This is a genomic window from Photobacterium nomapromontoriensis, from assembly GCF_050336815.1.
Classification (GTDB): Bacteria; Pseudomonadota; Gammaproteobacteria; order Enterobacterales; family Vibrionaceae; genus Photobacterium; species Photobacterium nomapromontoriensis.
Genome location: NZ_JAKJSL010000015.1, coordinates 114,829 through 140,109 on the forward strand (window position 1 = coordinate 114,829; position 25,281 = coordinate 140,109).

The 25,281-nt window shown below is 44.4% G+C and carries 24 protein-coding genes and 1 riboswitch; of the genes, 8 read left to right on the forward strand and 16 right to left on the reverse strand.

The window, feature by feature from the left end; translation table 11 throughout:
- Nucleotides 1-323 precede the first annotated feature (323 nt).
- From L4D12_RS01185 to L4D12_RS01220, 8 genes are all read right to left on the reverse strand, one after another.
- Nucleotides 324-500: a hypothetical protein gene (locus L4D12_RS01185; protein ID WP_428445982.1), complete on the reverse strand. Its 177-nt coding sequence runs from the start codon at nt 498-500 to the stop codon at nt 324-326.
- A gap of 631 nt (nt 501-1,131) precedes the next feature.
- Nucleotides 1,132-3,195 (reverse strand): sialidase domain-containing protein, encoded by a 2,064-nt coding sequence (locus L4D12_RS01190; RefSeq protein WP_428445983.1) that lies wholly within the window; start codon nt 3,193-3,195, stop codon nt 1,132-1,134.
- Nucleotides 3,196-3,294: 99 nt separating this feature from the next.
- Entirely contained in the window at nt 3,295-4,395 is a 1,101-nt protein-coding gene (locus tag L4D12_RS01195) for a Gfo/Idh/MocA family protein (RefSeq protein WP_428445984.1), read from the reverse strand.
- A gap of 15 nt (nt 4,396-4,410) precedes the next feature.
- Nucleotides 4,411-5,727, reverse strand: a complete 1,317-nt coding sequence (locus tag L4D12_RS01200) for an MFS transporter (protein ID WP_428445985.1) — start codon at nt 5,725-5,727, stop codon at nt 4,411-4,413.
- Nucleotides 5,728-5,741: 14 nt separating this feature from the next.
- On the reverse strand, nt 5,742-6,215 hold the full coding sequence (locus L4D12_RS01205; protein ID WP_428445986.1) for a YhcH/YjgK/YiaL family protein: 474 nt from the start codon (nt 6,213-6,215) through the stop codon (nt 5,742-5,744).
- An 8-nt stretch (nt 6,216-6,223) separates the two neighbouring features.
- A complete protein-coding gene (locus tag L4D12_RS01210) occupies nt 6,224-7,108 on the reverse strand; it encodes an N-acetylmannosamine kinase (protein ID WP_428445987.1) in 885 nt (294 codons plus the stop codon).
- Complete coding sequence (locus L4D12_RS01215) at nt 7,086-7,799, reverse strand: N-acetylmannosamine-6-phosphate 2-epimerase (RefSeq protein ID WP_428445988.1); 714 nt, start codon at nt 7,797-7,799, stop codon at nt 7,086-7,088. The genes L4D12_RS01210 and L4D12_RS01215 overlap by 23 nt, the downstream gene beginning before the upstream one ends.
- Nucleotides 7,800-8,009: 210 nt before the next feature.
- The gene (locus L4D12_RS01220; RefSeq protein WP_428445989.1) at nt 8,010-8,879 is read right to left on the reverse strand and encodes a MurR/RpiR family transcriptional regulator; all 870 of its coding nucleotides are present in this window, start codon (nt 8,877-8,879) and stop codon (nt 8,010-8,012) included.
- A 237-nt stretch (nt 8,880-9,116) separates the two neighbouring features.
- On the opposite strand from L4D12_RS01220, the gene L4D12_RS01225 reads away from it, so the two are divergent.
- Together L4D12_RS01225 and L4D12_RS01230 are read left to right on the forward strand one after the other, a co-directional pair.
- Nucleotides 9,117-10,007, forward strand: coding sequence for a dihydrodipicolinate synthase family protein (locus L4D12_RS01225; protein ID WP_428445990.1), 891 nt, complete (start codon nt 9,117-9,119; stop codon nt 10,005-10,007).
- Nucleotides 10,008-10,062: 55 nt separating this feature from the next.
- Nucleotides 10,063-10,707: an SGNH/GDSL hydrolase family protein gene (locus tag L4D12_RS01230; RefSeq protein ID WP_428445991.1), complete on the forward strand. Its 645-nt coding sequence runs from the start codon at nt 10,063-10,065 to the stop codon at nt 10,705-10,707.
- Nucleotides 10,708-10,766: 59 nt separating this feature from the next.
- Here the strand turns inward: L4D12_RS01230 and moaE are convergent, their stop codons facing one another.
- The 4 genes from moaE to moaA form a co-directional block, all read right to left on the reverse strand.
- Nucleotides 10,767-11,216, reverse strand: coding sequence for a molybdopterin synthase catalytic subunit MoaE (gene moaE / locus L4D12_RS01235; RefSeq protein WP_428446131.1), 450 nt, complete (start codon nt 11,214-11,216; stop codon nt 10,767-10,769).
- 2 nt (nt 11,217-11,218) lie between these two features.
- Entirely contained in the window at nt 11,219-11,464 is a 246-nt protein-coding gene (gene moaD, locus L4D12_RS01240; protein WP_428445992.1) for a molybdopterin synthase sulfur carrier subunit, read from the reverse strand.
- Nucleotides 11,461-11,940, reverse strand: coding sequence for a cyclic pyranopterin monophosphate synthase MoaC (moaC, locus tag L4D12_RS01245; protein WP_428445993.1), 480 nt, complete (start codon nt 11,938-11,940; stop codon nt 11,461-11,463). The genes moaD and moaC overlap by 4 nt, the downstream gene beginning before the upstream one ends.
- Nucleotides 11,941-11,983: 43 nt before the next feature.
- Complete coding sequence (gene moaA, locus L4D12_RS01250; protein WP_428445994.1) at nt 11,984-12,991, reverse strand: GTP 3',8-cyclase MoaA; 1,008 nt, start codon at nt 12,989-12,991, stop codon at nt 11,984-11,986.
- A riboswitch (molybdenum cofactor riboswitch) is annotated at nt 12,965-13,106 on the reverse strand. Its footprint overlaps the gene before it by 27 nt.
- A 226-nt stretch (nt 13,107-13,332) precedes the next feature.
- On the opposite strand from moaA, the gene L4D12_RS01255 reads away from it, so the two are divergent.
- The 3 genes from L4D12_RS01255 to yvcK all read left to right on the forward strand — a co-directional run bounded on the left by L4D12_RS01255 (nt 13,333) and on the right by yvcK (nt 15,379).
- Complete coding sequence (locus L4D12_RS01255; RefSeq protein WP_428445995.1) at nt 13,333-13,560, forward strand: hypothetical protein; 228 nt, start codon at nt 13,333-13,335, stop codon at nt 13,558-13,560.
- A gap of 155 nt (nt 13,561-13,715) precedes the next feature.
- On the forward strand, nt 13,716-14,297 hold the full coding sequence (locus tag L4D12_RS01260; protein WP_428445996.1) for an LON peptidase substrate-binding domain-containing protein: 582 nt from the start codon (nt 13,716-13,718) through the stop codon (nt 14,295-14,297).
- 176 nt (nt 14,298-14,473) lie between these two features.
- Nucleotides 14,474-15,379: a uridine diphosphate-N-acetylglucosamine-binding protein YvcK gene (gene yvcK, locus L4D12_RS01265; RefSeq protein ID WP_428445997.1), complete on the forward strand. Its 906-nt coding sequence runs from the start codon at nt 14,474-14,476 to the stop codon at nt 15,377-15,379.
- On the opposite strand, the gene L4D12_RS01270 is transcribed toward yvcK, so the two are convergent.
- The 3 genes from L4D12_RS01270 to uvrB all read right to left on the reverse strand — a co-directional run bounded on the left by L4D12_RS01270 (nt 15,341) and on the right by uvrB (nt 19,555).
- On the reverse strand, nt 15,341-15,700 hold the full coding sequence (locus tag L4D12_RS01270; RefSeq protein ID WP_428445998.1) for an Hpt domain-containing protein: 360 nt from the start codon (nt 15,698-15,700) through the stop codon (nt 15,341-15,343). The two genes, yvcK and L4D12_RS01270, sit on opposite strands and share 39 nt — an antisense overlap.
- Nucleotides 15,701-15,718: 18 nt before the next feature.
- Nucleotides 15,719-17,152, reverse strand: a complete 1,434-nt coding sequence (gene luxO / locus L4D12_RS01275; protein WP_428445999.1) for a quorum-sensing sigma-54 dependent transcriptional regulator LuxO — start codon at nt 17,150-17,152, stop codon at nt 15,719-15,721.
- Nucleotides 17,153-17,518: 366 nt separating this feature from the next.
- On the reverse strand, nt 17,519-19,555 hold the full coding sequence (gene uvrB / locus L4D12_RS01280) for an excinuclease ABC subunit UvrB (RefSeq protein WP_428446000.1): 2,037 nt from the start codon (nt 19,553-19,555) through the stop codon (nt 17,519-17,521).
- Nucleotides 19,556-20,614: 1,059 nt separating this feature from the next.
- Between uvrB and L4D12_RS01285 the strand changes: the two genes are divergently transcribed.
- The 3 genes from L4D12_RS01285 (at nt 20,615) to L4D12_RS01295 (ending at nt 22,042) form a co-directional block, all read left to right on the forward strand.
- Nucleotides 20,615-20,890 (forward strand): Mor transcription activator family protein, encoded by a 276-nt coding sequence (locus L4D12_RS01285; RefSeq protein WP_428446001.1) that lies wholly within the window; start codon nt 20,615-20,617, stop codon nt 20,888-20,890.
- Between the two features lie 96 nt (nt 20,891-20,986).
- Nucleotides 20,987-21,316 (forward strand): Mor transcription activator family protein, encoded by a 330-nt coding sequence (locus L4D12_RS01290; RefSeq protein ID WP_428446002.1) that lies wholly within the window; start codon nt 20,987-20,989, stop codon nt 21,314-21,316.
- A gap of 180 nt (nt 21,317-21,496) precedes the next feature.
- On the forward strand, nt 21,497-22,042 hold the full coding sequence (locus L4D12_RS01295) for a hypothetical protein (RefSeq protein ID WP_428446003.1): 546 nt from the start codon (nt 21,497-21,499) through the stop codon (nt 22,040-22,042).
- A 279-nt stretch (nt 22,043-22,321) separates the two neighbouring features.
- On the opposite strand, the gene L4D12_RS01300 is transcribed toward L4D12_RS01295, so the two are convergent.
- Complete coding sequence (locus L4D12_RS01300) at nt 22,322-24,970, reverse strand: hypothetical protein (RefSeq protein ID WP_428446004.1); 2,649 nt, start codon at nt 24,968-24,970, stop codon at nt 22,322-22,324.
- Nucleotides 24,971-25,281 lie beyond the last annotated feature (311 nt).

Genomic DNA, 25,281 nt, shown 5'->3' on the forward strand with positions numbered 1-25,281 from the left:
CACATTTTCATTACAAAAACAGACATAATCCTTAATAATAACGGATTGGTTGGCACATGTAACTAGATAGAAGTTTGCTACTAGCGAGATCTATCACAAAAATCATAACTAAGAGAAAAATCCGCCAATAACGCTGAAAGAATTAACGAATAAAATAAATAATTGTAAGAAATAGTATACAACCAGCATATTCAACTAAGCCCATTTAGGGTGGGCGAAATCAATAACATCAAGACAACAAAACCATGACTTCTATCAAAGAAAAGCGCCTTTCGGCGCCTCGATATATTCCACCGCGACCCTAATTGGCCGGAAAGAATGGATTACTTACTTTCGCTATCAAGGTTCAGGTTAGGTGGAACTTCCTGCGCAGACTGATCTTTACGTTCAACGACAGGCGCATTATGATCGTTATTTACTACCTCATCGAACAAGCCATCATGATTAATATCGTCCATCATTTGCTTAATACGACGATTTGTCACTCTTTTATGCTTCATAATTCCCTCCGCTGCACATTGCAGCACATAGCCTTTATTGACAAAGCAGCTTCTTATTATCCTTCGCAGCCATTGCCCCTTGCCAGCAGTCCACCAACGGTTTAGCGGCTTATCGATAATCACTACCAGCACCTATAAAATATGGCACAGGAATAACGATCCCGCTCACGCCCCCTTCCGCGACGGCTAATAACTAAAAAACATATAAAAAAGTGCGTATAGATTATGTTCTCACATAGTAAGATTTTGTTACCCAGCTCATTTTTCTAGTCAATCAATCACGCTATTATTTATTGCAGCTAAACACCTCTTTATTCAAGGTGTTGCCACAATCCGTTCCCGTTCCGTGTTGAGAGTTAAATTACATGAGACCAGCAGGATGCATTTCACGCCCAAGCCCATCCCGTGTTCGCCACGGTTATGTGCCTATTCCACATAAAACCAAAGATGGCACCAACGGTACAAAGTAATCCGTTAGCAACATTACCCTTAGCCCCTCAGATGAGGGGCTAATTTTTTATACCCAGTCACTTTGTAACGTTGTCTTGTACCCACAAAAAAAGATCCTCATAGTGAGGATCTTTTTATTTTATCTTATTAACCAGATATTACTTTTAGTTATATGCTGACATTACTGACCGACTTTTAGTGAGTCAACAGTAAATTCACTGTATATCAAATGGAATAATTTATAGCGCGTATTACTGTCTTCATACAAGATAGCGATATTACCGCCTTCTAACTCAGCCAAGTTCGAATAGGCAAATTCATCCGGCATGATAATACGGGCATATTTCCAAGTAATACGGTAGATGGGTTCACCATTATCATAAAAACCATTTTCGCTAATTAAGCCAACACGAATAGTACCGTTAGCTCTTTTGGTGGCCGCCGGATTACTGAATATCACTGCTGGCTGACCATCAACATAACCGGAATAATTAATAATCGATAATTGGCACCCAGTTGTATTACTCATCACCAGTGTATTGTCATATTCTACCGTGTCGAGCCACGTTAGCCCCCCGTCTAGACTTGTTGCAATTGCCGCACGGCCAACACTTCTCGCAAACATTTTTATCTGACCATTTGGCATCTCAACAAACTGTGCTTCATGTAACTTCTCTGCACCGCCAATCCGCCCATCGTTTGGTGACTCCCCCAACTGCCATGTTACGCCATTGTCATCACTGTACATGGCATTGGCATACTCAACGTTGTGATCTGTTGCACTGTAGTAGATAGGAACGAGAATTCTACCGCGATGCTCGCCATTTTTAATCGTGATTGCACCACCTGGTGAGACACCTAAGAACGTCATATTCGGTGTTTTTATCTGATCATTAATGATTTTCGGGCTGCTCCAGGTCGCGCCTTCATCATCAGAATATATCATCACAATAAATGAGGTCGAATCGACCACCAACGGTGAGTTTTTATAAAAAATATTACTGATTTCAATGCCATTCTCAAATAACGCGAAACCATCACCAACGGTATAGTTCGTCGCACTCCCATCCATGGTATAGACGGTATTGTCATTACCCAGATAATATTGAGTCCGAGCACTGGTAGAGCCGGTTAATGATAGATATTTGGTACCACCCACCTCCACAAACCCGGTAGAAGCGATAGAATTCGCCTGACCAATTCCCCCTTTGAAGGCATCTGCAAATAAGAAAATACGATTGTTATGCCCTTCAACGATCACAGAATCGATATAAGAAGCACTGTTTCTGATCTGGCTTGTTGGCACTCGCGGGTAATCATCAAAGGCTAAGATAACTTCAGGATCGGTCCAAGTTAATCCATTATCCGAGCTGCGTCGGATACCAACATCAATGTTATTAGGCGAATCATTACTGTCACCATAGCGAATATCAGCCGCTGAAATAATGGTATTGCTGGTTGTTCTTATCAGTGCAGGGATCCTAAATGCGGCAGTATTCCACGCCTCTTTGTCATATAATTTAAAACTCTGCACAGGTGCGCGATCGGAAATATCCATGATTGTTTTCTGGATCAGAGTATTATCATCGAGCGCATAGTTATAAAGTTCAACATCATCAATACGGCCTAAATATTCATAGCTATTTGCAGAGTGCCGCGTTGTTTTACCAATAAAGGCATTATTAATGCCTGAAATATCTTTAATGAACTTATAATTAGTCGGCGCAGGGATGTCTAATATCTTCTCACCATTTAAAAAAAGTCGATAACCTGTTGACTCAGAAGCTGAAAACGCAAGGGCATTATCCGTCCCACTGACAAGATTGATATCAACCTTGCTGCTTTTATAGATATCACCGCCCCATTGCCGCCTTATTTCAAAACCAAGTTTCAAATCAGAAACATAAACATGAAAATAAGAATTTGGTGTTCCCGAGCTGCTATTACTGGCACCAAAAATAGAATGATAACCATCAATCTGAGGGTTTATTTTGGCAAACACAGTCATTGCATTCAGCGTTTTAATTTGATCAACGGTACTTTGCGGCAATGCGATCGCATCATTCGCCGTATTAAATACCAAATGGGTATTTTCATATATAGGTGAAGAAATAGTAGAGAGAGTAGCTTGCTTATTTACCTTCTCAATACTCATTGGTATGAGTTGTTGTTCTTTTAATTCATCGGCAATTACAGCTTGTGTCGAGATAGAAAACACAAGCATTGCACCCAATATTGCTTTCATATCGGCCTCTGTTCATGTGTATGGATTTTATTACATAATTAAAACGGTTATGTAAATAACCGTTTTTAATCGTTTTAATATTTATTTCTAAATGATTATTTATTTAATCTCAGCCACTTTTACCTTTCGGTCTTCAAAGCGCGAGCGGGTCGCGGCATCAGCGGTAGCAATCACCGAGGTCGCCGCTTCACCCGTTAGCAGAGCGACAAACTCTTCACTTGGCTTCATACCATTTAAAATATCATGTAAATACTGCATTTCTTTCTTCATCACGGAAGAAAGCCATAACGGTGTCTTCTTACCCGGTTTACCGTAGGCTATCGCCCCGTCCATTTCTGAATTGGTATTACCGGCTCTGCGATCATCGTCCTCTTCTTGGGTTTCATGCACTAAGAAATGGGTATTATTACCGTTCAAGCGCAATGTGCCGGCGGTTTCCTGCATATCAATTTTAATCGCACCTTTAGAGCCTTGGATCATCACATAATGCTCTGGGTAATGGAAAGCAGAACCCCACTCAAGGGTCGCAAAACGACCATCTTCAAATTCCAAGTTCATGAATAACATGTCATCTTCATCACCGAAGTTTTTGCCTTTGTGGGCCAAATTCCCCGCGGTCATCGTGACAGTTTCAGGGGCTGATCCCATCAAAAATTGCACACAATCTAGCTCATGAATATGGTGATATAAATGACCACCCGATTTTGCTCTTTGCTTTTTCCATGAGATGGTCGGTTGCTCATCTTCCCAGCCATTACGTTTGGTATGGCACGACAGAATATCGCCAATCACCCCTTCTTTAATTAACTGTTTCGCATGACGAACACCATTAAAGAAGTTCATGACATGCCCTGCCATAAAGGTCACACCTGCGGATTTACACGCTTCCACCATCTCTTTGCAATCTTGATAGTTTAAAGCAATCGGCTTTTCACAAAATACATGCTTACCCTGTTTTGCCGCGGCCAATACAGGCTCTTTATGCAGGTTATTTGGCGTTGCGACAATCACACAATCAACGTCATTACGCGAAACCAATGCTTCCATGCTTTCTGCTGCAACACAGTTTAATTCTTCAGCGACTGCGGCTGCATTTTCAGGATCATAAATCGCTGTAATTTTTGCACCTTCAACCTTGCTCATGAAGCGAGCCAGCTCAGCACCAAAATAGCCCGTTCCTACTACACCGTATCTAATCATGTTCGTCATTCCTTATTACGCAGTCTTTGAATTAAGTATTTGTGTTTCCAATTGCAATGCTTTTTTACGATCCGCTCTTGCTTTTAACCAGTCAGGAATGCCCAAGCCAATCAGAGTCATCAATGTGAATGTCCAAAATGAGACGACGAATGTTAATGCCGTACCCAGTCCATAAGTCATACCGATATACGTTGCACCAATCGAGTTAAAAGTGCCTGATGTGGCAGCTAGGTTATAAATTAAGCCCGTGCCTAAGCCACGAATTTCTACTGGGAAGTAATCATAAATAAACTTCGGAATCAGCCCGCCAACACCGATATTTGTAAACATCAATCCAAATAGGCACAAACCAAGTAAGACATAGTTACCTTCTGGGATCAGGAATAGCGGTATAATGAAGAAGAAGGACGCAAAGAGGCCAAAAACAAAGGTCTTTTTAAGACCGAAATGATCAGCCAGTAACCCCCAACAAATATTGCCACAAACCGTACCAAAAGCAGCAGCCGTCATCAGGTTAGAAATGATCTGTGTTTCAAATCCAACACCGGCTAGATAGGTTGGCAGTAAGCCAAAGATCGGCCAGTTCGCGCCAAAGATTGAGAATAAAACCAGTAATACGATAAGCGTAACAGGCAGCTGAGTTGGGTTAAATAACCCTTTCAGGGCATGCCATAACACGGTCATTAAGCCGATTTGATTACGTGACCCGTCTTCTGCTTTGTCTTCTCGTGAAGCTTCCCACTCTTTTGATTCCGGTGCTTGAGAGCGAATATAAAGCACGAGAAGTACAGGTAGCAGGCCGACAAAGAAAGCATTTCGCCATCCAAAGGCCTCAGCGAAAGATGGCATAAAGTAAGCGGCAATTATGTTACCGATACCAAACCCACTCACAAGGAATGCACCCGCTTTCGATTTTAAGTGCTTAGGCCAACTTTCTACGGCATAAGTAGACGCACAAGCGTATTCACCCGCCATCCCCATACCGACAATGAAACGGGCAATGGCCAGCGTAAAGCCGCCAGTGGCTAGTCCACTCAATCCCGTCCCGACGGAATAGACAACAATAGCCCACATCATCAGTGGCTTACGGCCATATCTATCGGCAAGTAAACCAAAGATCGCGCCACCTAATGGTCGGCCAATGAACGCTGCGGTTGCCAGGAATGCCCCTTCTACATCGGTTAGACCCAGATCGGCTTTGATCAGGAACATAATGTAAAAGATCAACATGAAATCAAAGCCATCAAACACGTATCCTAACCATGCAGAGAACAAGGCTTTCTTCTGCGGAGAGGTGACTTCGCGATACCAGGGGAATAAATTACCTAACATAACGACTCCTAAACTTATCCATGTAAAAGTTGATTATGAATTTTAATTACGGCTTTTCTTATGGTTTTAGCTTCATTAATAAAGCAGGTTGGCTTATGTGGCTCTCCTGGAAAATAAACAGCAAACATATTGGGTTTTAATATACAGGTTGATATTGAATCAATGGGGTCAACCAATTGAAAATCATTTATCTCGTCATAATCTGTAACGGGTTTGCATGCAATGGAATCTGTCGTAAATTCCATTAACTCCTCACCTTCTAGCAGGATTTGCACATCCGTATAATAGTTATGAACCTCACAAGATTTAGATTCTTTAGAGACACTATCAACCGTCATCACATTGATATAAAGCAAGTCATCACGAAATTTCGTTATTCCATTTTCTAATTTATCAAATCCATGTTCACGTACAATTTCGATTGCATCCCATATTTTGGATGGCAGATTATATTTCAAATTCTTATCATTAATATGGCCTAATATCATTTTAACCTCTAACTCATGTGATTATTTGCCCAATAATATGCACCAAGTAATTCAGATGATTCAGCGCATGCTGCACGCTCAACCTGAATCATAAAGTTACTTGGCATGGAATTTATATGTTTAACAACCAAATCAATATATCCATCTGCAAGGCCTACGCTTCCACCTATAACCATGCGATTTAAATCTAATGTAGCTTTCATGTCAGCAATAACATTAGCAATCGCCAAAGCAGAGCGATTAATAATCTGTGCTGCAATCTCATCCCCGGAATAATACTGTTTAAAAATATCTTTCGCTGTGAACGTTTCTCCTAATATTTTCGCTGCTGATGCCGCAATCGCCGTACCAGAAGCAATGGACTCAACACACCCGTATCGTCCACAGTTACACGGCTCATCATCCGCGATAATATTCGAACTCACATGGCCAATATGTCCCGCCAGTCCCGTTGATCCAGTGAGAAGCTTGCCATTGATAACCAAACCGCCGCCGACACCCGTTGATACCGTGATATACCCCATATCGCCACTATTTTGGCTGGTCACATACTCACAGTAGGCTGCTGCTTGGGCATCATTAATAATGTATGCCGGTTTGTCGAGCAGACCTTCAATAAGGCCTTTTAAATTAAATTCAGTATGCCCCCAAAGCCGTGATGGGCTCATTGCCCGCACCCTACCATCTGAAACGATACCAGCCGTTGCGACAGAACAGGCATCCACCATCCCTTTATAAGGGTAAATTAAATCACGCAGTGCCTGTTCAATAATGCGATGATCTCCTGATGTATTGGGTGATTGTATTTTCACAATGTCTGATATCACACCATCATTAATCATGGCGGCTGAAATCTTAGTACCACCAATATCAATAGACAGATAGGTTTTCATTTTTTTCCTCTCGGCAATCATGTGCTTCTTTGACTGTTTCAGAGAACCAACGGCAAATATATTCAATTCGTGTGATAGCAGAACCGACTGTCACACAATCTGCGCCTGATGAAATTGCCTTTGCGGCTAATTCCGGTGAATTGAATCGCCCCTCAGCCATAATAAAACTGCCGCACGATGTCAGTGCTTCGATAAATTCAAAATCAGGATCAACCGGAACCACATCCCCACAATAACCGGACAAGGTCGTACCTAATATATCGGCCCCTAACTGCTTGCAGGCCAAAGCTTCTTCTACTGTTGAACAATCGGCCATGGCTAGACAACCAGATTGATGAATCGCCGTAATTAATGCCGCTATACTTTCAGGTCGAACCCGGTCTGTACCATCGACAGCAATAATATCGGCACCCGCTTCAGCCAAAGCGTTAACATCAGTCACATACGGCGTAATCCTGACAGGCGAAGAATCAAGGTCTCGCTTGATAATCCCAATGATAGGGACATTAACGAGCGATCTTACAGCCTGTAAATTCGCGATCCCCTCTATACGCAAACCTCGAGCGCCACCACTCACACTAGACAATGCCATTGCAGCAACAATGCTCGGTTTGTTCATTGGGCTCTCATCAAGAGGCTGACATGAAGAGACAAAGCCACCTCTCAATTGGGTAAGAACATGCTCCGACATAAAATAAAACTCCATTTTCAGATGGTGTTGCTAAGTTTTAATTCATATTATGATTATGAAATAAAACTTCAACTTTAAATGGTGAAATAATTGACATCGATCTCAGTTAACAGCGCAGAAAAAATGGGAGAGGTATATTGAATGGCATGTAGGTATCACTAGCACGTAGATTTTGTACGCACTAGTGATCGGTATGGAGAGGGGGAGATATTACTTCACAACGGCTTTAATTGTTCTCGATTTTTTACTCATCATGTCAGGCATATCCGCCTGAACCAGCACACTATATATCAGGTCAATCACAAAGAGTTGAGCTATCTTAGTACCAATTGAATCACCTTGTAATTGGCTCTGCTTATTACCATTTACCAATAAATAGTCTGCAAATTTCACCACTTTCGAGCGTGGATTATGGGTAATGGCTACCGTTGTCGCTCCATTTTCTTTCGCAATTTTAAGCGATTCAACGACTTCTTCTGTGGTACCTGAGTGGGTAATACCAATGACGACATCGCCCTTTTTCAGCAGCGACGTCTTCATATACATCGTGTGGCGATCGGTGCACGAGTCGATATTCATCCCGATACGCATGAACTTATGCTTTGCCTGCAACGAGGTAATACCTGATGAGCCTACACCAAGGGTCACAACCGTCCCGGCATGCTTAATAAGCTTGGCCACTTCATCAAGATCGGAAAAGTCCAATAAACTGATAGTCTCTGTAATCACATTGTCGAGACGCGATTTCAGCTTCATGGCCACAACATTTGAGGGATCATCATGCTCGATACAGGTATCTAGGATCGATTCATCCATATCGAGCTTAGCAATCTCGATCCCCAGATTCAGTTTGAAATCTTTCAAGCCATCGAAACCAATGTATCGACAAAAACGAATGATCGATGCATCACTCGAGTCCGTCGCCTTGGATAAATCTGAGACCGACATTTCCGCCGTTTCGCCCGGTGAGGCCAGTACAAAATCGGCTATCTTCTTCTGTGCCGGTGACAAGCTGTCATAGACACTATTGATCGTTGGAATGATAGCCCCTGCGCTCGTTTTCACTCGCTTTTCACTCATGTATTTCCCCCATGACCATCCTAATTAATTAGGTTGAGCACCAACCTAAAGTGAAGTAAAACTTCAAATAAAAAATAAAACTTTCGAACAGATTGACAACTGAACGGAAAATTTCACTTAGATACCTCTATCACATTTTTATCATTCGCGTATTGAAAGGGTAACTAAACATTATAATATCTAGTTTAACTTCATCCATCAAACACAATTCGAAGCATTACTTCAAGGAGCTGACCAATGAAACGATTAGAAGGGCTAATTGCCGCACCACATACACCATTCAATAAAGATACGTCAGTCAATTACGCTGAAATTGATAAAATAGCTGCGCACTTGATCGCAACTGGGGTTAAAGGGGTATACGTTTGTGGTACCACGGGCGAAGGTATCCAGTGTAGTGTTGAAGAACGTAAAGCGATTGCAGAAAGATGGGTGGCCGCCTTAGCCGGTAAAATGGATATTATTGTTCATACTGGTGCCCTATCTATCGTCGACACGCTGGCACTCACCCGCCATGCTGACACACTCGATATCCTTGCAACATCCGTGATTGCACCATGTTTCTTCAAACCGGGCTCCGTTGCCGATTTAGTTGACTACTGCGCCGTCGTTGCAGCAGCGGCACCATCCAAAGAGTTTTATTACTACCACTCAGGCATGTCCGGTGTCATGGTCGACATGGAACAATTCTTAATTGAAGGCGATAAGAAAATACCGAACTTAGCCGGTGTGAAGTTCAACCACGTTGATCTTTATGAATACCAGCGCTGCCTTCGCGTACTTGATGGGAAATTCAATATTCCATGGGGTGTGGATGAATTCTTGCCCGGCGCTCTTGCCGTCGGTGCGGTCAGTGCCGTAGGCAGTACTTATAACTATGCTGCAAACCACTTTAACGCCATCATTGATGCATTCAATGCTGGGAAAATGACGGAAGTAAACCAAAAAATGGATGCGGTTATTGCGTTGATTCGTGTCTTGGTTGAATTTGGTGGCGTCGCAGCAGGTAAAGTCGCAATGAGACTCCATGACATTGATGCGGGCGATCCAAGGCTTCCGCTCAAGACTCTGACACCAGAGCAGAAAGAAATCGTTTGTAACAAAATGCAGGCCGCAGGCTTTCTTTGATTGCCTTAAGCCCGTATCGTAACCGCCTTACCTATAAAATAACGTAGAGGTCATCATGCCTGTCATCCTTTGCTTCGGTGATTCCAACACCTGGGGTACTGTTCCTGAATCTACCCGTCGATACGGTGTGGAGGAGCGCTGGCCTACCCGGTTAAGGCACTGCTTACCCGATAGTTTCGAATTAATCGAAGAGGGGCTGTCAGGCCGCACGACGGTTCACGACGATCCTTTTGTCGATGGCAGAAATGGCCTGCAGTATTTAAAGCCTTGCTTAGCCTCACACACCCCCGACTTGGTGATCATCATGCTAGGGACAAATGAGTTAAAACATCACTTTGCTCTTTCAGCTTATGATATATCACTCGGTGTCTCACGCCTCGTGACTGAGACGCTCGCGTTCAAAAGCCCGGCCAAGGACACAACACCTCAGGTGTTATTAATCAGCCCGCCTCCTATCTATGAAGTGGGCTATACCGCCGCCATGTTTGCTGGGGGGGAAGCAAAATCACAAGAATTAGCCAAATACTATAAAAGATGTGCTGACGATTTAGGCTGTGCCTATTTTGATGCAGGCTCTGTGGTGGTTTCATGTGAGCGCGAAGGCATTCACTGGCAAGCAGAGCAACATCAGCGCTTCGCGGATGCATTAGCGGTAGAAGTTCAGGCATTGTTTGCACATGAACAGTTAACAAATCGCTAAGCTTTTGATGGACGTTCGATATATTGATGGCATCGCCTGACGGGATGCCATCATTTTTATTATTTCTGTGACCAACGATCGGCCGCAGAGGTATCGGTATCGCGAGCATCAACCCAACGGGTTTCACTCTCGGTCTGTTCTTTTTTCCAGAACGGCGCCTGCGTTTTAAGGTAATCCATGATGAATTCACACGCTTGGAATGCCGCACCGCGGTGAGCACTCGTCACCCCGACAAAAACAATCTGATCGCCTAAATCCAGATCACCAACACGGTGGATCACTTTAACCTTCAGCAAAGGCCAGCGGGCTTTCGCTTGCTCGACAATCTCAGCCAGCGATTTCTCAGTCATTCCCGGATAATGCTCAAGCGAAAGGCCTGTAACGCTATCACCTTGATTGAAATCGCGCACTTTACCGATGAAAGTCACGACCGCGCCAGCGTCTGTACCTTCAGCAAGCAGCCCATATTCGTCTGCTACCGAAAAGTCTTCAAACTGTACAGAAATCATCATTAACCCCCGGTCACTGGTGGGAAAAAGGCAACTTCATCTCCGGCTTTAATTGCACTATCGAGTGGGCAGATAGTCTGATTAACGGCCACCAGCAATTTACCTGACTCTAATGCCAATGGCCATTTGCCACCCTGCGCAACCAGATGCTGACGTAGTGCTTCCGCCGTTGTAAACTCGGCAGCCACTTCAAGGCGGTCAACGCCCACCAACTCTTTTACCTGAGCAAAGAAAAGTACGTTAATCATGCTTCCACCTTAAAATGACCTGATTTTCCACCTGTTTTTTCTAACAAGCGCACCTGGCTGATCACCATGTCTTTTTGTACCGCTTTACACATATCATAAATCGTTAACGCGGCAACAGAAGCAGCCGTTAGTGCTTCCATCTCAACACCTGTTTTACCCGCAAGCTTACAGCATGATTCGATGCGAACCATATTGTCAGCGTCGATAGCTTCCAGCTGTACTTCCACTTTAGACAGTAGCAATGGATGACATAACGGGATCAAATCCCAGGTTTTCTTCGCTGCTTGAATACCGGCAATACGGGCAGTCGCAAAAACATCACCTTTGTGATGCTGACCAGAGACGATAAGTTGTAGTGTTTCTGGTGCCATATGAACAAAGGCTTCTGCTCGCGCCTCTCTCACTGTTTCAGCTTTAGCAGACACGTCGACCATGTTCGCTTCACCAGAAGCATTTATATGTGTAAATTGATTCATCCGTTTATTCCAAGCGAAATGTAAAATGGGGAGTAAGGCGGGCTCAGCCGCCAATCGAAGCCAGATTAGGGGTCATGCCTGTCACGCCCTGATCAAGGAAGTGACTCACCGCCTTGTGGTCTAGCCCAGCCTGAATACGTGCAATCAGCTCATCGCGCTGATCATCACGTTGCAGCAAATCACGCAAATCAAGACCTTGCTCGCCAAATAGGCACAAGTGCAACTTACCCAGAGCAGAAACCCGAAGTCGATTACAGCTTTGGCAAAAGTTTTTCTCGTACGGCATGATCAAGCCGATCTCGCCCTGATAATCAGGGTGGCAAAATACTTGAGCGGGACCGTCGTTATTGCTCTTTATCTTCAATAGCCAACCATTAGCAATTAAATAATTGCGGATACTGGTACCCGACACATGGTGGTTATTAAACAGCTCATCCATCTCTCCGGTTTGCATCAGCTCAATAAAACGTAGTTGAATAGGCCGTGTTTTTATCCAGCCTAAAAATTGGGGTAATTGCTGTGCATTCAGATCTTTAAGCAGTACCGTATTCACCTTCACTTGCTCAAAGCCAGCATCAAAGGCGGCATCAATCCCTTCCATCACCTGATGGAACATATTCTCACCGGTAATTTGGTAGAACATCTTAGGATCAAGGCTATCAACACTGACATTGATATTGGTCAGCCCAGCGTCACGCCATTCACCCACATGCTTAGCCATTCGATAGCCATTGGTGGTGGTCGCAACCTTGCTGATCCCCGGTTGTTCGGCAACCGTACGGATAATATCCGTAAAATCCCGACGCAAGCTTGGCTCACCACCGGTGATACGGACCTTAGAGGTACCGCATTGAGCAAATGCACCGGTGACGCGCTGGATCTCTTCCAGAGAAAGAAAAGAGGGCTTCTTTTTCTTTTCGCCAGGATGGTAGCCATCCGGAAGGCAATAGGTGCATTTAAAGTTACAGACATCTGTAACAGACAGGCGCAAGTAATAGAACTTGCGATGGAAATTATCTTCAAATTGTTTCGCCACGGAACACCTTTCCAAGTACGGGAGGCCGATGCATTTCTTTATCGACCCTGGTGACAGTCTGTCACTGGCTTGACCTGCGTATTCCTCAACAAAGGAACTTAGCAAACCAAGCTCGGAGCTATGGCAATTGTACTTATGATTTATAAATCAAACAGGCGATCTAAAAAGTCAAACGAGTGATTGACTAAAAAATCAACCTGAGCACAACAGCGTAATAGTTATAAAAATATCAGAAAATCGGCCAGAGAGGCAAATTACAACAAAAATTTCGTGCTGCATTCTACCGTTCACGGGATTTCACGACAATACTACTAAAGGGAATACATAAAGATTTTCTGATGATCAGTGAGGATATTATGTCCAACATTATCGAATCTGCATCAATTGGTGATATTGCGCTCTATCTGCAGCGTGAAGAAGGCCTTGATGCTAAACATGCCCATCAACAAGCCAAAAGTGTTGTTGATGGATTTATCGACATGCAAAAAAAAGGATTAATTAAAGGCTGGTATTTTGATGAACAGAGCCACCTTGAACTGCTGCCAAGTGACACCGCACTTCGGCTAATCGCAAATCAAAAATGATTCGCAAAATACAAAATACGATGCATATTCTCATTGCAAAATGAGACAGACAGGACGGTAAACGTTTCACCCCCCAGCTATCACGCGGTATGTTTTTTCCGGCATTACTATTGCTATGTCTATTTCATCAGGCAAACAAAAAACCGGAGCAGACTATGAAACACGACATACCGCTACTCTTTCAAAAACGTCATATTCTCCCAGGTGGCCGAATCCCGTTACGTATTGCTCCCGGGACGCAGATGGAAGCTTTTAAGGCCGCGCTAGTCGGTGGGGATAGCGATAGCTTCGGCGTTTGCATGTTTGACCAACATGAGCATGGTCACCAGTTTTACCACATTGGTACCCGCGTTACCGTTGAAGACTTCGATACCTCCCCGATTGATGGCGCGCTGATTGTGACCGTTGTCGGCCATGAAACGTTTAGAATTGATCACCTTGAAGAAAACGATGACGGGTATTTTTCAGCTCAATGCGAAACCATTCCATTGTGGCCAGAAACTAAAGTGCGTCAGGATCAGCAAGTGCTCGCGGATAAACTCAAGCTCATGTTCAAAAAACACCCAGAACTTAACGGGCTTCACCAAAATACACAATTTGATGATCTAAGCTGGCTCTGTCAGCGGTGGTTGGAGCTGCTGCCTGTCCCTACCAGTGAGAAGCAAGCTTTACTCAGTGCACCTAATTGTCAAAATACCTATGATTACCTGATCAGTATCATGCAAAAAAGCCACTAAGTTTGCCATTGCCGTCGTGATGATATGCCCGTCTCGGATTAAGCGGGCACTTTTCATTCAATATGCACATACTAAACGTGATTAATAAGACATCTCAGGGGCCAATGACTGTATTCTAAGCGATCAAACCGATACACTGCCCACAGAATTATTCAGATCACATATTGATTTAGACAATGTCAAATACAACAGTGAAAGATCCAACACAGGCAAAAATCGTCGCCATTGGCGGTGGTCATGGACTTGGCCGTATATTATCAGCCCTTTCCGAGTACGGAGAAAATATCACCGGTATCGTGACTACAACCGATAATGGTGGGTCGACAGGCCGTATCCGTGCCTGCCAAGGCGGTATCGCCTGGGGAGATACACGCAATTGTATCAATCAGCTGATCACCGAGCCGTCAATTGGCTCCATGATTTTTGAATACCGCTTCCGCGGTAATGGCGAACTGAATGGGCATAACCTTGGCAACCTGATGTTGAAGGCCTTAGATAATCTGTCTATTCGCCCACTGGAGGCTATCAACCTCATCCGTGATATGCTAAAGGTCAAAACCCATATTTTACCCATGTCAGAGCACCCGGCCGACTTATCTGCTCTCACTCCGACAGGGGATATTATTTGTGGCGAAACCAGTATTGATGAATTAAATGACGTTCCACAGCGGCTCTATGTCGAACCTGCCGTTCCCGCAACAAAAGAAGCGGTCATCGCCATTCAAGAAGCCGATCTTATCTTACTTGGCCCCGGCAGCTTTCTTACCAGTGTCATGCCACCGCTGCTACTGAAAGAAACAGAGAGTGCACTTCGAGGATGTAAGGCCAAAATTATCTTTGTCACCAATCTCGACAAAGAAAAAGGGCCAGCAGGTATGATGAGCCTGCAGCAAATGCTGTATTGGTGTGAACGTGCAATGGGCGGACGTCAAGTCAATAGCATTCTAAGCGATAACTATCATGAAGAGCTTGATACGAAATACCACCAGCACGTTGAAGAGCTTGCATCCAATAACCATGAATGGCGTCATGATCGGGAAAAGCTAAAGCAAGCAATTGATCGGATTATCATGGCTGGCTAAGCGCTTATACTCATTGGCCATGTTTTCGACCATCTGCCTGAACTCGGGCAGGTGGTCCCGCATCCACTTTTCTTGTCCCTGTCTTACCCGAAATTCACATTCCTGCGCCATCGACGCAAGATCATCTGCGCCGAAACTGGCTGCACTGCTCTTAATCGAATGGCTAATCTCTCCCATCTGACTCATCGTCGGTTGAGCTGAGAGTTGATGCTGATACTGTTCAAGTTCATCACTAAATACATTCAAAAGTAGCAATAACGTTTCATGGCCAACTTCATCAGCCATGCGTTTGATTGTTTCAGCATTAATTATTGTTGCCATGCAATACTCTCCCTACAATTAACCTTGGGCTTCCTGCCAGGTTTGTAATTTCCGATAAATCGTTGACGGGCTAACTTCCAACAAACCCGCAGCCCGTGGAATATTTCCATCGCAAGCATCAATCGCTGTCTGAATGGCACGCTTTTCTACCGCCCATAACGGTTCTACTTGCGATTTATTTACCATGTGACCGGCCAAACTATCACGGGGGATCTCGGTGTCTAACGGATGCTCCGCCCCTGTGCTGTGAGAAGATGCAATTTTGACACCACTATTGTTAATCGGTGGCGGAACCATCTGCAATGTCACTTCTTCACCGGCATTGAGTACCACAATATTACGAATGACGTTTTGCAGCTCACGCACGTTGCCTTGCCAATGATGCTGCTTAAATAAGTGCAGGACTTCGGCAGAAAAACGGCTGAAGTTCTTACCTTCTTCCAGTGACATAAGTGCCAGCAACGCATGGGCAATCTCTAAGACATCATCACCACGATCTCGCAACGGCGGCAGCGCCACCGGGATCACATGCAAGCGATAGTACAAATCTTCCCGGAATCGACCTTCTTGCACCTCAAGCCAAGGATTACGGTTTGTGGCACAAACAAAGCGAACGTCAACGGAATGTGTTTTAGATGAACCCACCTTCTGGTAAGTCCCTGTTTGAATAAATCGCAGTAACTTGCTTTGCAAATCCAAATCCATTTCGCAAAGCTCATCGAGAAAGAGTGTCCCTTGATTGGCTAACTCAACAGCCCCCTGACGTTCGGTAGAAGCCCCGGTGAACGCTCCTTTTACATGACCAAAAAGCTCGCTTTCAATTAATTCTTTAGGGATAGCCGCACAATTTAACGCAATAAACGGCTGATCATTTCGCGGACTCGCAGCATGCACCGCTTCGGCACACACTTCCTTGCCCGTGCCACTTTCTCCGGTAATAAAGACCGTTGCTTTACTGCCTGCGGCTGATTCGATAACACGATATACCGCTTGCATCGGCAAGCTATTACCAATAAAACCTTGGTACTGCGCCCCGCCCTGCTTCGATGACGTGCTGCCCTGTGTTTTTCGGTCTTCTTCTTTCAGGGCATTATTCACCGTCACCCGTAATCGGTCGGCCTCACACGGCTTAATCAGAAAATCTTTTGCTCCGTAACGCATCGCTTCTACCGCAACATCAATCGAGCCATGGGCCGTCATGATCACGACAGGAATATCACCATAATCCCGCTTCACCGCTTCGAGCACTTCCATGCCCGTCATATCCGGTAATCGAAGATCCAGTAAAATCAAATCCGGTGTTGCGTTTTTCACACTCTCTAACGCTTCGCTCCCAGAGCTGACCAGCGTAACTGAAACTCCCAGAGGATTCAGGTATGACTTATACAGCGCAGCAACTGACGCAGTATCTTCAACCATTAAGACGTGGCGTTGTTTTGATTTGCTTTCCATTGCTCCTCCAAATCCAACTTCATTTATTAATTGTAATCAAAAGACAAAAAAGGGTAGCACTTTTTTGTGGCATAATTATTACGCTTTTTCATAATGATTCGCATAATGATTTGCATAATGCAAATAACATGTCCATTACTGTTACTTTTACATCACAAATTTTGCGCAATACCACCAAAAAAGTGCAATTAAAGATGAATATAAAAGTTGGCATGCCACCTGCATTATCTAATATGACTCTTCCTGAGAGTCAACCTAGCCAACTGACGTTGTTTGTGGAATTTTTTTCACTAAAACAATGAAGCCAACCGAACAACTTATCGGTTGGCTTTTTTTTCTCGTAATATCGCAGCCCGCTAACCCTTTCTAACTATTCGCGATAAACTGCTCACGCATTGCATGGATCTTATCCCGAATCTCAGCAGCGGCCTCAAATTCCAAATTCTGAGCGGCGTCATACATGGCTTTTTCCAACTGCTGAATTTCAGTTTCCAACTGTTGGGGAGACAAGGTGCTATAAGACGCTTTTTGCTCGGCCACTTTATGTAACTGAGCTGCTCTATTCACTTTTTTGCCTTTTCCTAAACCACCCAGTTCCATAATGTCTGACACTTTTTTATCCAGTGCTTTAGGGGTAATGCCGTGCTGCTCATTGTAGGCAATCTGGATATCACGTCGACGATTGGTCTCACTCATCGCGCGCTCCATCGAGCCCGTTATTCTATCGGCGTAAAGTATTGCACGCCCTTCAAGGTTTCGAGCCGCGCGACCAATGGTCTGGATCAGCGAGCGTTCAGATCGTAAGAAGCCTTCTTTATCGGCATCCAGAATGGCCACTAACGACACCTCTGGCATATCAAGGCCCTCACGCAACAAGTTGATCCCGACCAACACATCAAACTCACCGAGGCGTAAATCACGAATGATCTCTACCCGCTCGACAGTGTCGATATCGGAATGCAGATAACGCACTTTCACCCCATGCTCGGCGAGATACTCCGTCAGATCTTCAGCCATGCGTTTTGTCAGCGTTGTCACCAATACCCGCTCACCTTTCGCTGCACGAATACGGATCTCAGAAAGTAGATCATCGACTTGAGTCGCCACAGGGCGCACCTCAATTTGCGGATCCAGCAACCCTGTCGGACGAATAACCTGTTCTGCGATCTCCCCACCTGACTGTTCAATCTCATATTTCCCCGGTGTCGCGGATATATAGAGTGTTTGCGGTGCCAACGACTCAAACTCTTCAAACTTGAGTGGCCGGTTATCCAGCGCAGAAGGCAGCCGGAAACCGTAATCAACCAGGTTTTCCTTGCGGGAGCGATCGCCCCTGAACATCGCACCTATCTGAGAAACAGTGACGTGAGATTCATCAATGATCAGCAGGCCATCTGCCGGTAAGTAATCGAACAACGTCGGTGGCGGCTCACCCTCTGCACGGCCACTCAAGTAACGGGAATAGTTTTCAATGCCAGAGCAGAAACCCAGCTCGGTCATCATTTCAATATCAAATTGCGTACGCTGAGCAATCCGCTGCTCTTCCACCAGCTTGTTACTATCAAGCAGCTGCTTTTTGCGCTGCTCCAATTCAACCTTTATGCCTTCAATGGCATCAAGTATCTTTTCTCTCGGCGTCACATAGTGGGTTTTAGGGTAAATCGTACAGCGCGGCAAATCCCGTTGCAGTATCGCCCCGGTCAGTGGATCAAAGGCGCTAATACACTCCACTTCATCATCAAACAGCTCAATCCGCACCGCATCCTTTTCAGACTCGGCAGGGAATATATCAATCACTTCCCCACGAACCCGGAACATGCCGCGCTCAAACGCCACATCGTTACGGGTATACTGCAGCTCGGCCAGACGTCGTAAAATATCGCGCTGATCGAGAAAGTCACCACGGCGCACATGCAACATCATTTTTAGGTAAGAATCCGGATCACCCAAACCATAAATCGCGGATACAGAAGCGATAATAATGACATCGCGACGTTCCATAAGGGCTTTGGTCGCAGACAGGCGCATCTGTTCAATGTGGGCATTCACCGAGGCATCTTTTTCAATAAAAGTATCGGTGCTTGGCACATAAGCTTCTGGCTGATAATAATCGTAATATGAGACAAAATACTCAACGGCGTTATCAGGAAAGTATTCCCGCATCTCACCGTATAGCTGCGCAGCCAGTGTTTTATTCGGCGCCATGATCAAGGTTGGCCGGTCAGCTTGCGCAATGACATTGGCAATTGTGAATGTCTTGCCTGTGCCCGTCGCCCCCAGCAGGGTTTGATGCGCTAAGCCGGCATCTAAGCCTTCAAGCAACTGTGCGATGGCTGTTGGCTGATCACCCGAAGGGGAATAGCGCGAAGAAAGTTTAAACGTTTTGTTGCTAGACTTTTCCATATCGATACCGGACTGGCCAAATGATCAGTAGTCACCCATTTTGCTACGCCACAGAGCCATGTCAACACTATCATCAAATTTGTCGATTATGGCTGAGAAATAGCATCGACAATCACTATACTCAAGCCACCATGTGAGACCGCATTTTGTGCTAACTTGGGTATAGCGCAATACAGCCAACTTCACTGTGTGATTTTTCGCCACAAAACACACGATTATGACTTGATCCTGAAACAAGCTAAGCGTATTATCACCGCCCTAGCCTTTTACAGTGCTCTCAAAATGCTGTGAATGCTTTTAATTATCCCCCCTCCGAAATAGATATATTCGTTTTTTGCTCACAGCTTATTCAAGATTTGATTTAAATCAATTCACATTATTCCTGCGCTTTTTTTAACCTTATTAATCATACTCTGACGTATTCTCATATTCTGACTATACCCAGTAATAGCGCCCCGATTACAGCATGTTACTCCCAATACAATAACGATTACTTTTCATACAAGACGCTAGTCAGGTAAGCATTAATCACCGTTTTCAAGCATCCATTAACACAGTTATCCACAGTTTCCGTGGATAAGTATGCTAAGCCCTTGTCTTATCAAGGCTGTTCAAATGCAAGACTTATTTTTCGATAAAAATTACGCAACGATACGAAATAATTTACTTATCAAAGTGTATGTGTAGCAACTGTAGCAACGCGGAAGGTTTGAAAAACGAAACCGGGCAGTTTGAAAAGTTTTTCATTTTATCCGCTTGGTTTAAACGACTCCCTGACCCTGTTTGTTCGCACTGCTGTTTACGCACCATTATTATCAACACGTTTAAATACCCGTTAAACACGCTGTAAACACTAAACCTGTACTGCCACTGCTCTCCTGTTTCCCCCTCTTCCTAAAGGCCGACTCAAACCTAGCCGTATTACTGAAACATCTCCTAATATGCAAAAGCTAATTGTTATGAGTATTGTCTGCATTTCTCTCTTTTCCCGAAGTGCATCCAATTATCTCATTGACGATGAAGGGATAAGTTTTGGTCTGAACCATATTGGGAGAAATTATGAATACTCAAGAACAACAAATTAACGAGCGCCAGATTTGGCCGTCATCTCTGGCTACTATCTATGATGTATTACTCTCTGAATTCAAGCGAAAGCACCCCAAGCTGACTGAAGAAATGCGTCATGAGCTGGTGAAAGCAGTGGTGCTGGGAATTTCAGAGCATTGCGGAGGCGCTGATTTTTACCTGCCTAAAGGCCAATCCATTCATCTTGCTATTCGCAATAGTGAAATTTTCAGCCTTCGAAACGAATTAACCACCCGCGAACTAGCCTAAAAATACGAACTTTCAAATCGCCAAATTTCAACCATACAGTGTGAACAAGCTTCACTCAGAGAAACAGGCAAAAGTAATACAGACACATTCTGGCCTTTGACCCTCGTCAAGCTCTATGACAGCATCTTAAAAGCCATTGTATCGGTGGACCTTGGCACTGATACCCATCAACAAGTGCTGGCGAAAACAGCCGTACTTGCGCTTTCATTCTACTGTGGTGGTCGTGCGATTTACTTACCGAAAGGAAGGCGCATTAAGTGCGCACTGCGTAATAACGAGATATTCAGCCAAATCGGTAAATACCCCAGCTGTGTACTGGCAGCCAAATACAACCTCAGCGATAGACAAATCAATCACATTTCCGAACAAATGCATGCGGCACGACGCCGTAACCTCCGTATTACCCCGCATATGGAGTATCACTAATGTCACTTAAACGTCGTCATCGCGCACGCCTAGTAGCCAAAAGAGCCAACCGCACGCAACAAAAAATAAAGGCACAAATTCACTGGGAGCACCCAAAACGTAACCTGCCTTATTTCAACCCAGATTGAGGCCAGCAACACGGTTACATTGCCAACTCTCGCACACGATAAGGAACATCAAATGCCATTTGCAAACTTACAGACCCAACTTGCTGCCGCAAAACAAACACTTGCTAACCTTGAAGCCGACATTGCCGCGAAGAGTGAGCAATATGAACAGCTAAAAGCCTCACTGCCTCTATTAGAGTCTCAGCGCGACCAGGCACAAAGGGATCTTTGTTTAGTCATTACCCCCGAAGACATCACAACCGCGAAGCAGTTGCTTGATGAGGCCAATACGGCACTGGATGATACCTCGACGTTAGTCTCGAACCTTAACAGTTATATCCATAGTGCCAATAAAGAGCCAATCCTACGCCAAATCAAGGAATTGACTGACCAGCTTCTGAACTTAAAGTACGACACCATTATTCAAGAGTTAGGACAGCTATCCGCTGAACACATCGAGCTATTGAAAGACTTTGTAGTGGTAAGCCAGCACTTACGTGCAAGCCGTAACTGGTGGGGCTACAGCATGGGCGCTGCCATGACGGAGCAATACGGTGAACTACGCGGTGATGCGTTCGTCGCGCACTGGGATAAAGTTGTAGCGGAATTGCAACTATAACCGCATAACACGATGATACTCGACGAGGGGCGCTGAATAGCGCCCCTCGTCGTTTATGACAAGAGCAAGATACATGATCTGGCTTGCTTCTGGACATAAATGAGCTAGAGGCTTTGCTCTAGCTCGGAAAAGCTGGATTAGGGAAAGTTGCATTTGGAAAAACGCAAGACTTGACCCCATGATTAGAAATTTATCTAAGCCAGCCGCTCTCGTTTCCAGGTTGGCACCAAATCCAAGTCAGACTACAAAGATTATTCGCCCTTGCGCGATTTCCTCGGTCTATGCAATTAAGTCTTTAAGGCGATCCGCATCCGGATGATTTTCCTGAATAAGAACCCGACTTAACGCTTCAACGAATTCCTGCTTCATGACATCTGTCGACGTTTGAACAGGTTGTGTCATTATTAATACTGTGAACGGATCAGGTGCTAGATGAATGTCTTTCCAGATACTCCTACAAATCTCCGCGTGAAGAAGTTGAGGTAGTTGCCCTGACTGTAAAAACTCACTCATAATCCTGTCATCATTCACAGACCATAAATGTCGGTACGCATATTCAAATAGTTGTAACGCATTGATTTGTCCAATGAATCCTTTAAGTTCACGTCGGTACAATACAGTCAATACATCTACGCTCCATTGTTGCCAAATATCCTCTGGCAAATGAAATTTCAGATTAGCATACTGGCTGACAATCCATAGTGAACTGACATAGATAGAGTCTTTACGAACTAAATCACTCAGGGTCATAAACCAGGCTTTTATATCTGATTTATTATTTTCGTTATACCCTTCAACTTCTAACGTGCCTTTTAGTACTCCCAAGTAGAAAGGCACATGATCAATATGACGTGAATAGACTTTCCGTTTCACTGCCAGTATTTCAGTCAACAGCTTGGTACGAGATGCCATAGGAAGCCGACAACTTAATCGACTCAACTGGAAAAATAACCGCCATACATACTGAGGGAAGACTTTAGCAACTTCACTCAATAATGAAGCCAACAATTCTGGAGTTATTTGCTCAGGATAGTCATGCAGATAACCGAGAATCGTCTTTAGAGGTTCCACTGCATAATCACCATCGCCTGGCTTACTTTTCCCTTTGTTCACTGAAGGTAACAGTGCGACAGCATGATCAATTTTACCAGCGACAACAAACAGTTGAATCAAATCACAGCGATCGTCATAGGTTTTTTGATATTTCTTCAACTGAGCGGCTTTTAATGCAGCATTAACAAACGCTTTATCCTGCCAGTGCTTCTTGACTGCTTCTGCTAAAGTGGCTGCGGTTTTACATGTTTTAATTACCGAAGGAATATCTGCAACATCTCCTAAAAAAGGCAATTCATTCTTACTACTTTCGATTTCAGCAATAGTGATGAACGGTTTGTCGGAACTTAACCCTCTACGATAATACGGCGTCCAATCTTCGACGGACGTCGCCTCACCAAGTTTACCAATAATTCTTGTCGCTTTTTGCAAATCTCCATTTGTAAACCAATAAGCAGCGAGTAATGTTAAAGGTTCGCTTCTTTCATTCTCTATATAGAATTTTTCCGCCTTATCCAACAACTCGTTGGTTAAGTAGGGGAGAAGATGCTTTGTGTAGATACCAAATTCATCACCTTCCGGATACCCCCTAATTAGATAGGGTAAGACACGTTCTGGTTGTCCATTAAAGCCGCGCGCGACGCCTTTTATTAGAGATTCCTTTTGCCAGGATGGATAAATTGCCGAGTAGAGTTTTTCTAATTCATCATCTGGCAGACAAAGTTTGCACCCTAGTTCAAACCGATTGCCTTCTTTTGTGTAATATGGGTTATTTCTGTCCTCATCAGCCATTCTTTGTTCAACTAGCGCAGAAACATCTTTACCAGCTTTGACAGCATTTGCCAGCTCAGTATCGGCATCCTGCTTCTGCTGGCTTTTGCTATCTACATATTGATTGAGAATGAAAACAGGGTCATCAATAGTCGACCAAGCATACCCAATCAATTCAACATGTTCCTTTAAGTTCTCAATTGAACACTTTTCCATTTGACAGGATGCCAGCTCTAGGGCCACACGAGCTCTGTGGTTTAGATCATCACTCCAGATATACTTAGTTAGATTTTCAGCAATTTCATACCAGCCCTCGTGATTTTGCTTTCCAGCCAGCCTCGCCGCAGCTACTGCTGCGCAGAACGTACCGCCAGAACGTGCATCTCTAGGCGCATAATGTCGAGCAAGGCGCAATAATCCTTTATAGCAACGCTGCACTTCAGGATGGTTGCAGTCTAAGCGGATAGCTGCGAATGTTTCAATGGCTGTACCATATGCAGCCGCTTCATGCCCGCCATCTTGAATCATTGGCCTAAGTGCTCCAAGAGAAGCCAAGGAACAAATTGCTCGATCTTTAAACTCTCCGTCGGCTAAGCCCTGGATAATTTTAGCCCATGACTCTGCCAGATACTCTCGATTGTGGGTATTAGATGCCTTGGCATAAGGTATCGCTTTTTCGTGCATACCTTGCTCGCAAAGAGCGTAAATCACTCCCTGTAACGTGCCATCACTATTGGAGTATTGGTTACGATACATGACCTCATCATAAGGTAATAAAACACCAACTTTCTCTTCCCAAATCCTGATCAGATCATGATAAATCCCCCAGGTGTCCACCGACCCAACAGGCACATTTTCACGTAAGCCCTGTGTGAATAACGGTAATTGCGTGACATCCCCATCCAATTCCACTAACTGAATTTCAAGCATGATGGTGCTCAAGTAGTATTGCAGTTCATTTAATTCGTCTAGTGCCGATACAGCACCACAAATATCACCGAGCTTGAGCTTGTCGTAAGCATCCAAGAAAGGTTTACACCCTTCATCAGATTGTGAAGACAACAGTTTTTCAGCAATGCCGTACCAGTTCATTACTTGTGACATTAAGCCAGCCTCCTGCTTATTGAAAGGCTGGAGCCGAAACGCAGAAACACATGCTACACCAACCATTTAGAGAAAATGTTGGTTGATTCTAAAACATGATGTATTGAAATGTAATTATCTTTTTTCTTCTCCACTAGAAGCTAAAATGAAGAAGTTAAAAGGACAGACACTTTACGGTCAATTGTTTGGGAGATTGAAACAGCTGCGTAAACATATCACGCCGCTAAGCGCATCAAATGTGCAGAAAGCAGCAGATGGGGTCAGGTCTTTCCTTTTGCCCGCGCATTAGCTTGTGTAAGGTAAATCCAGAT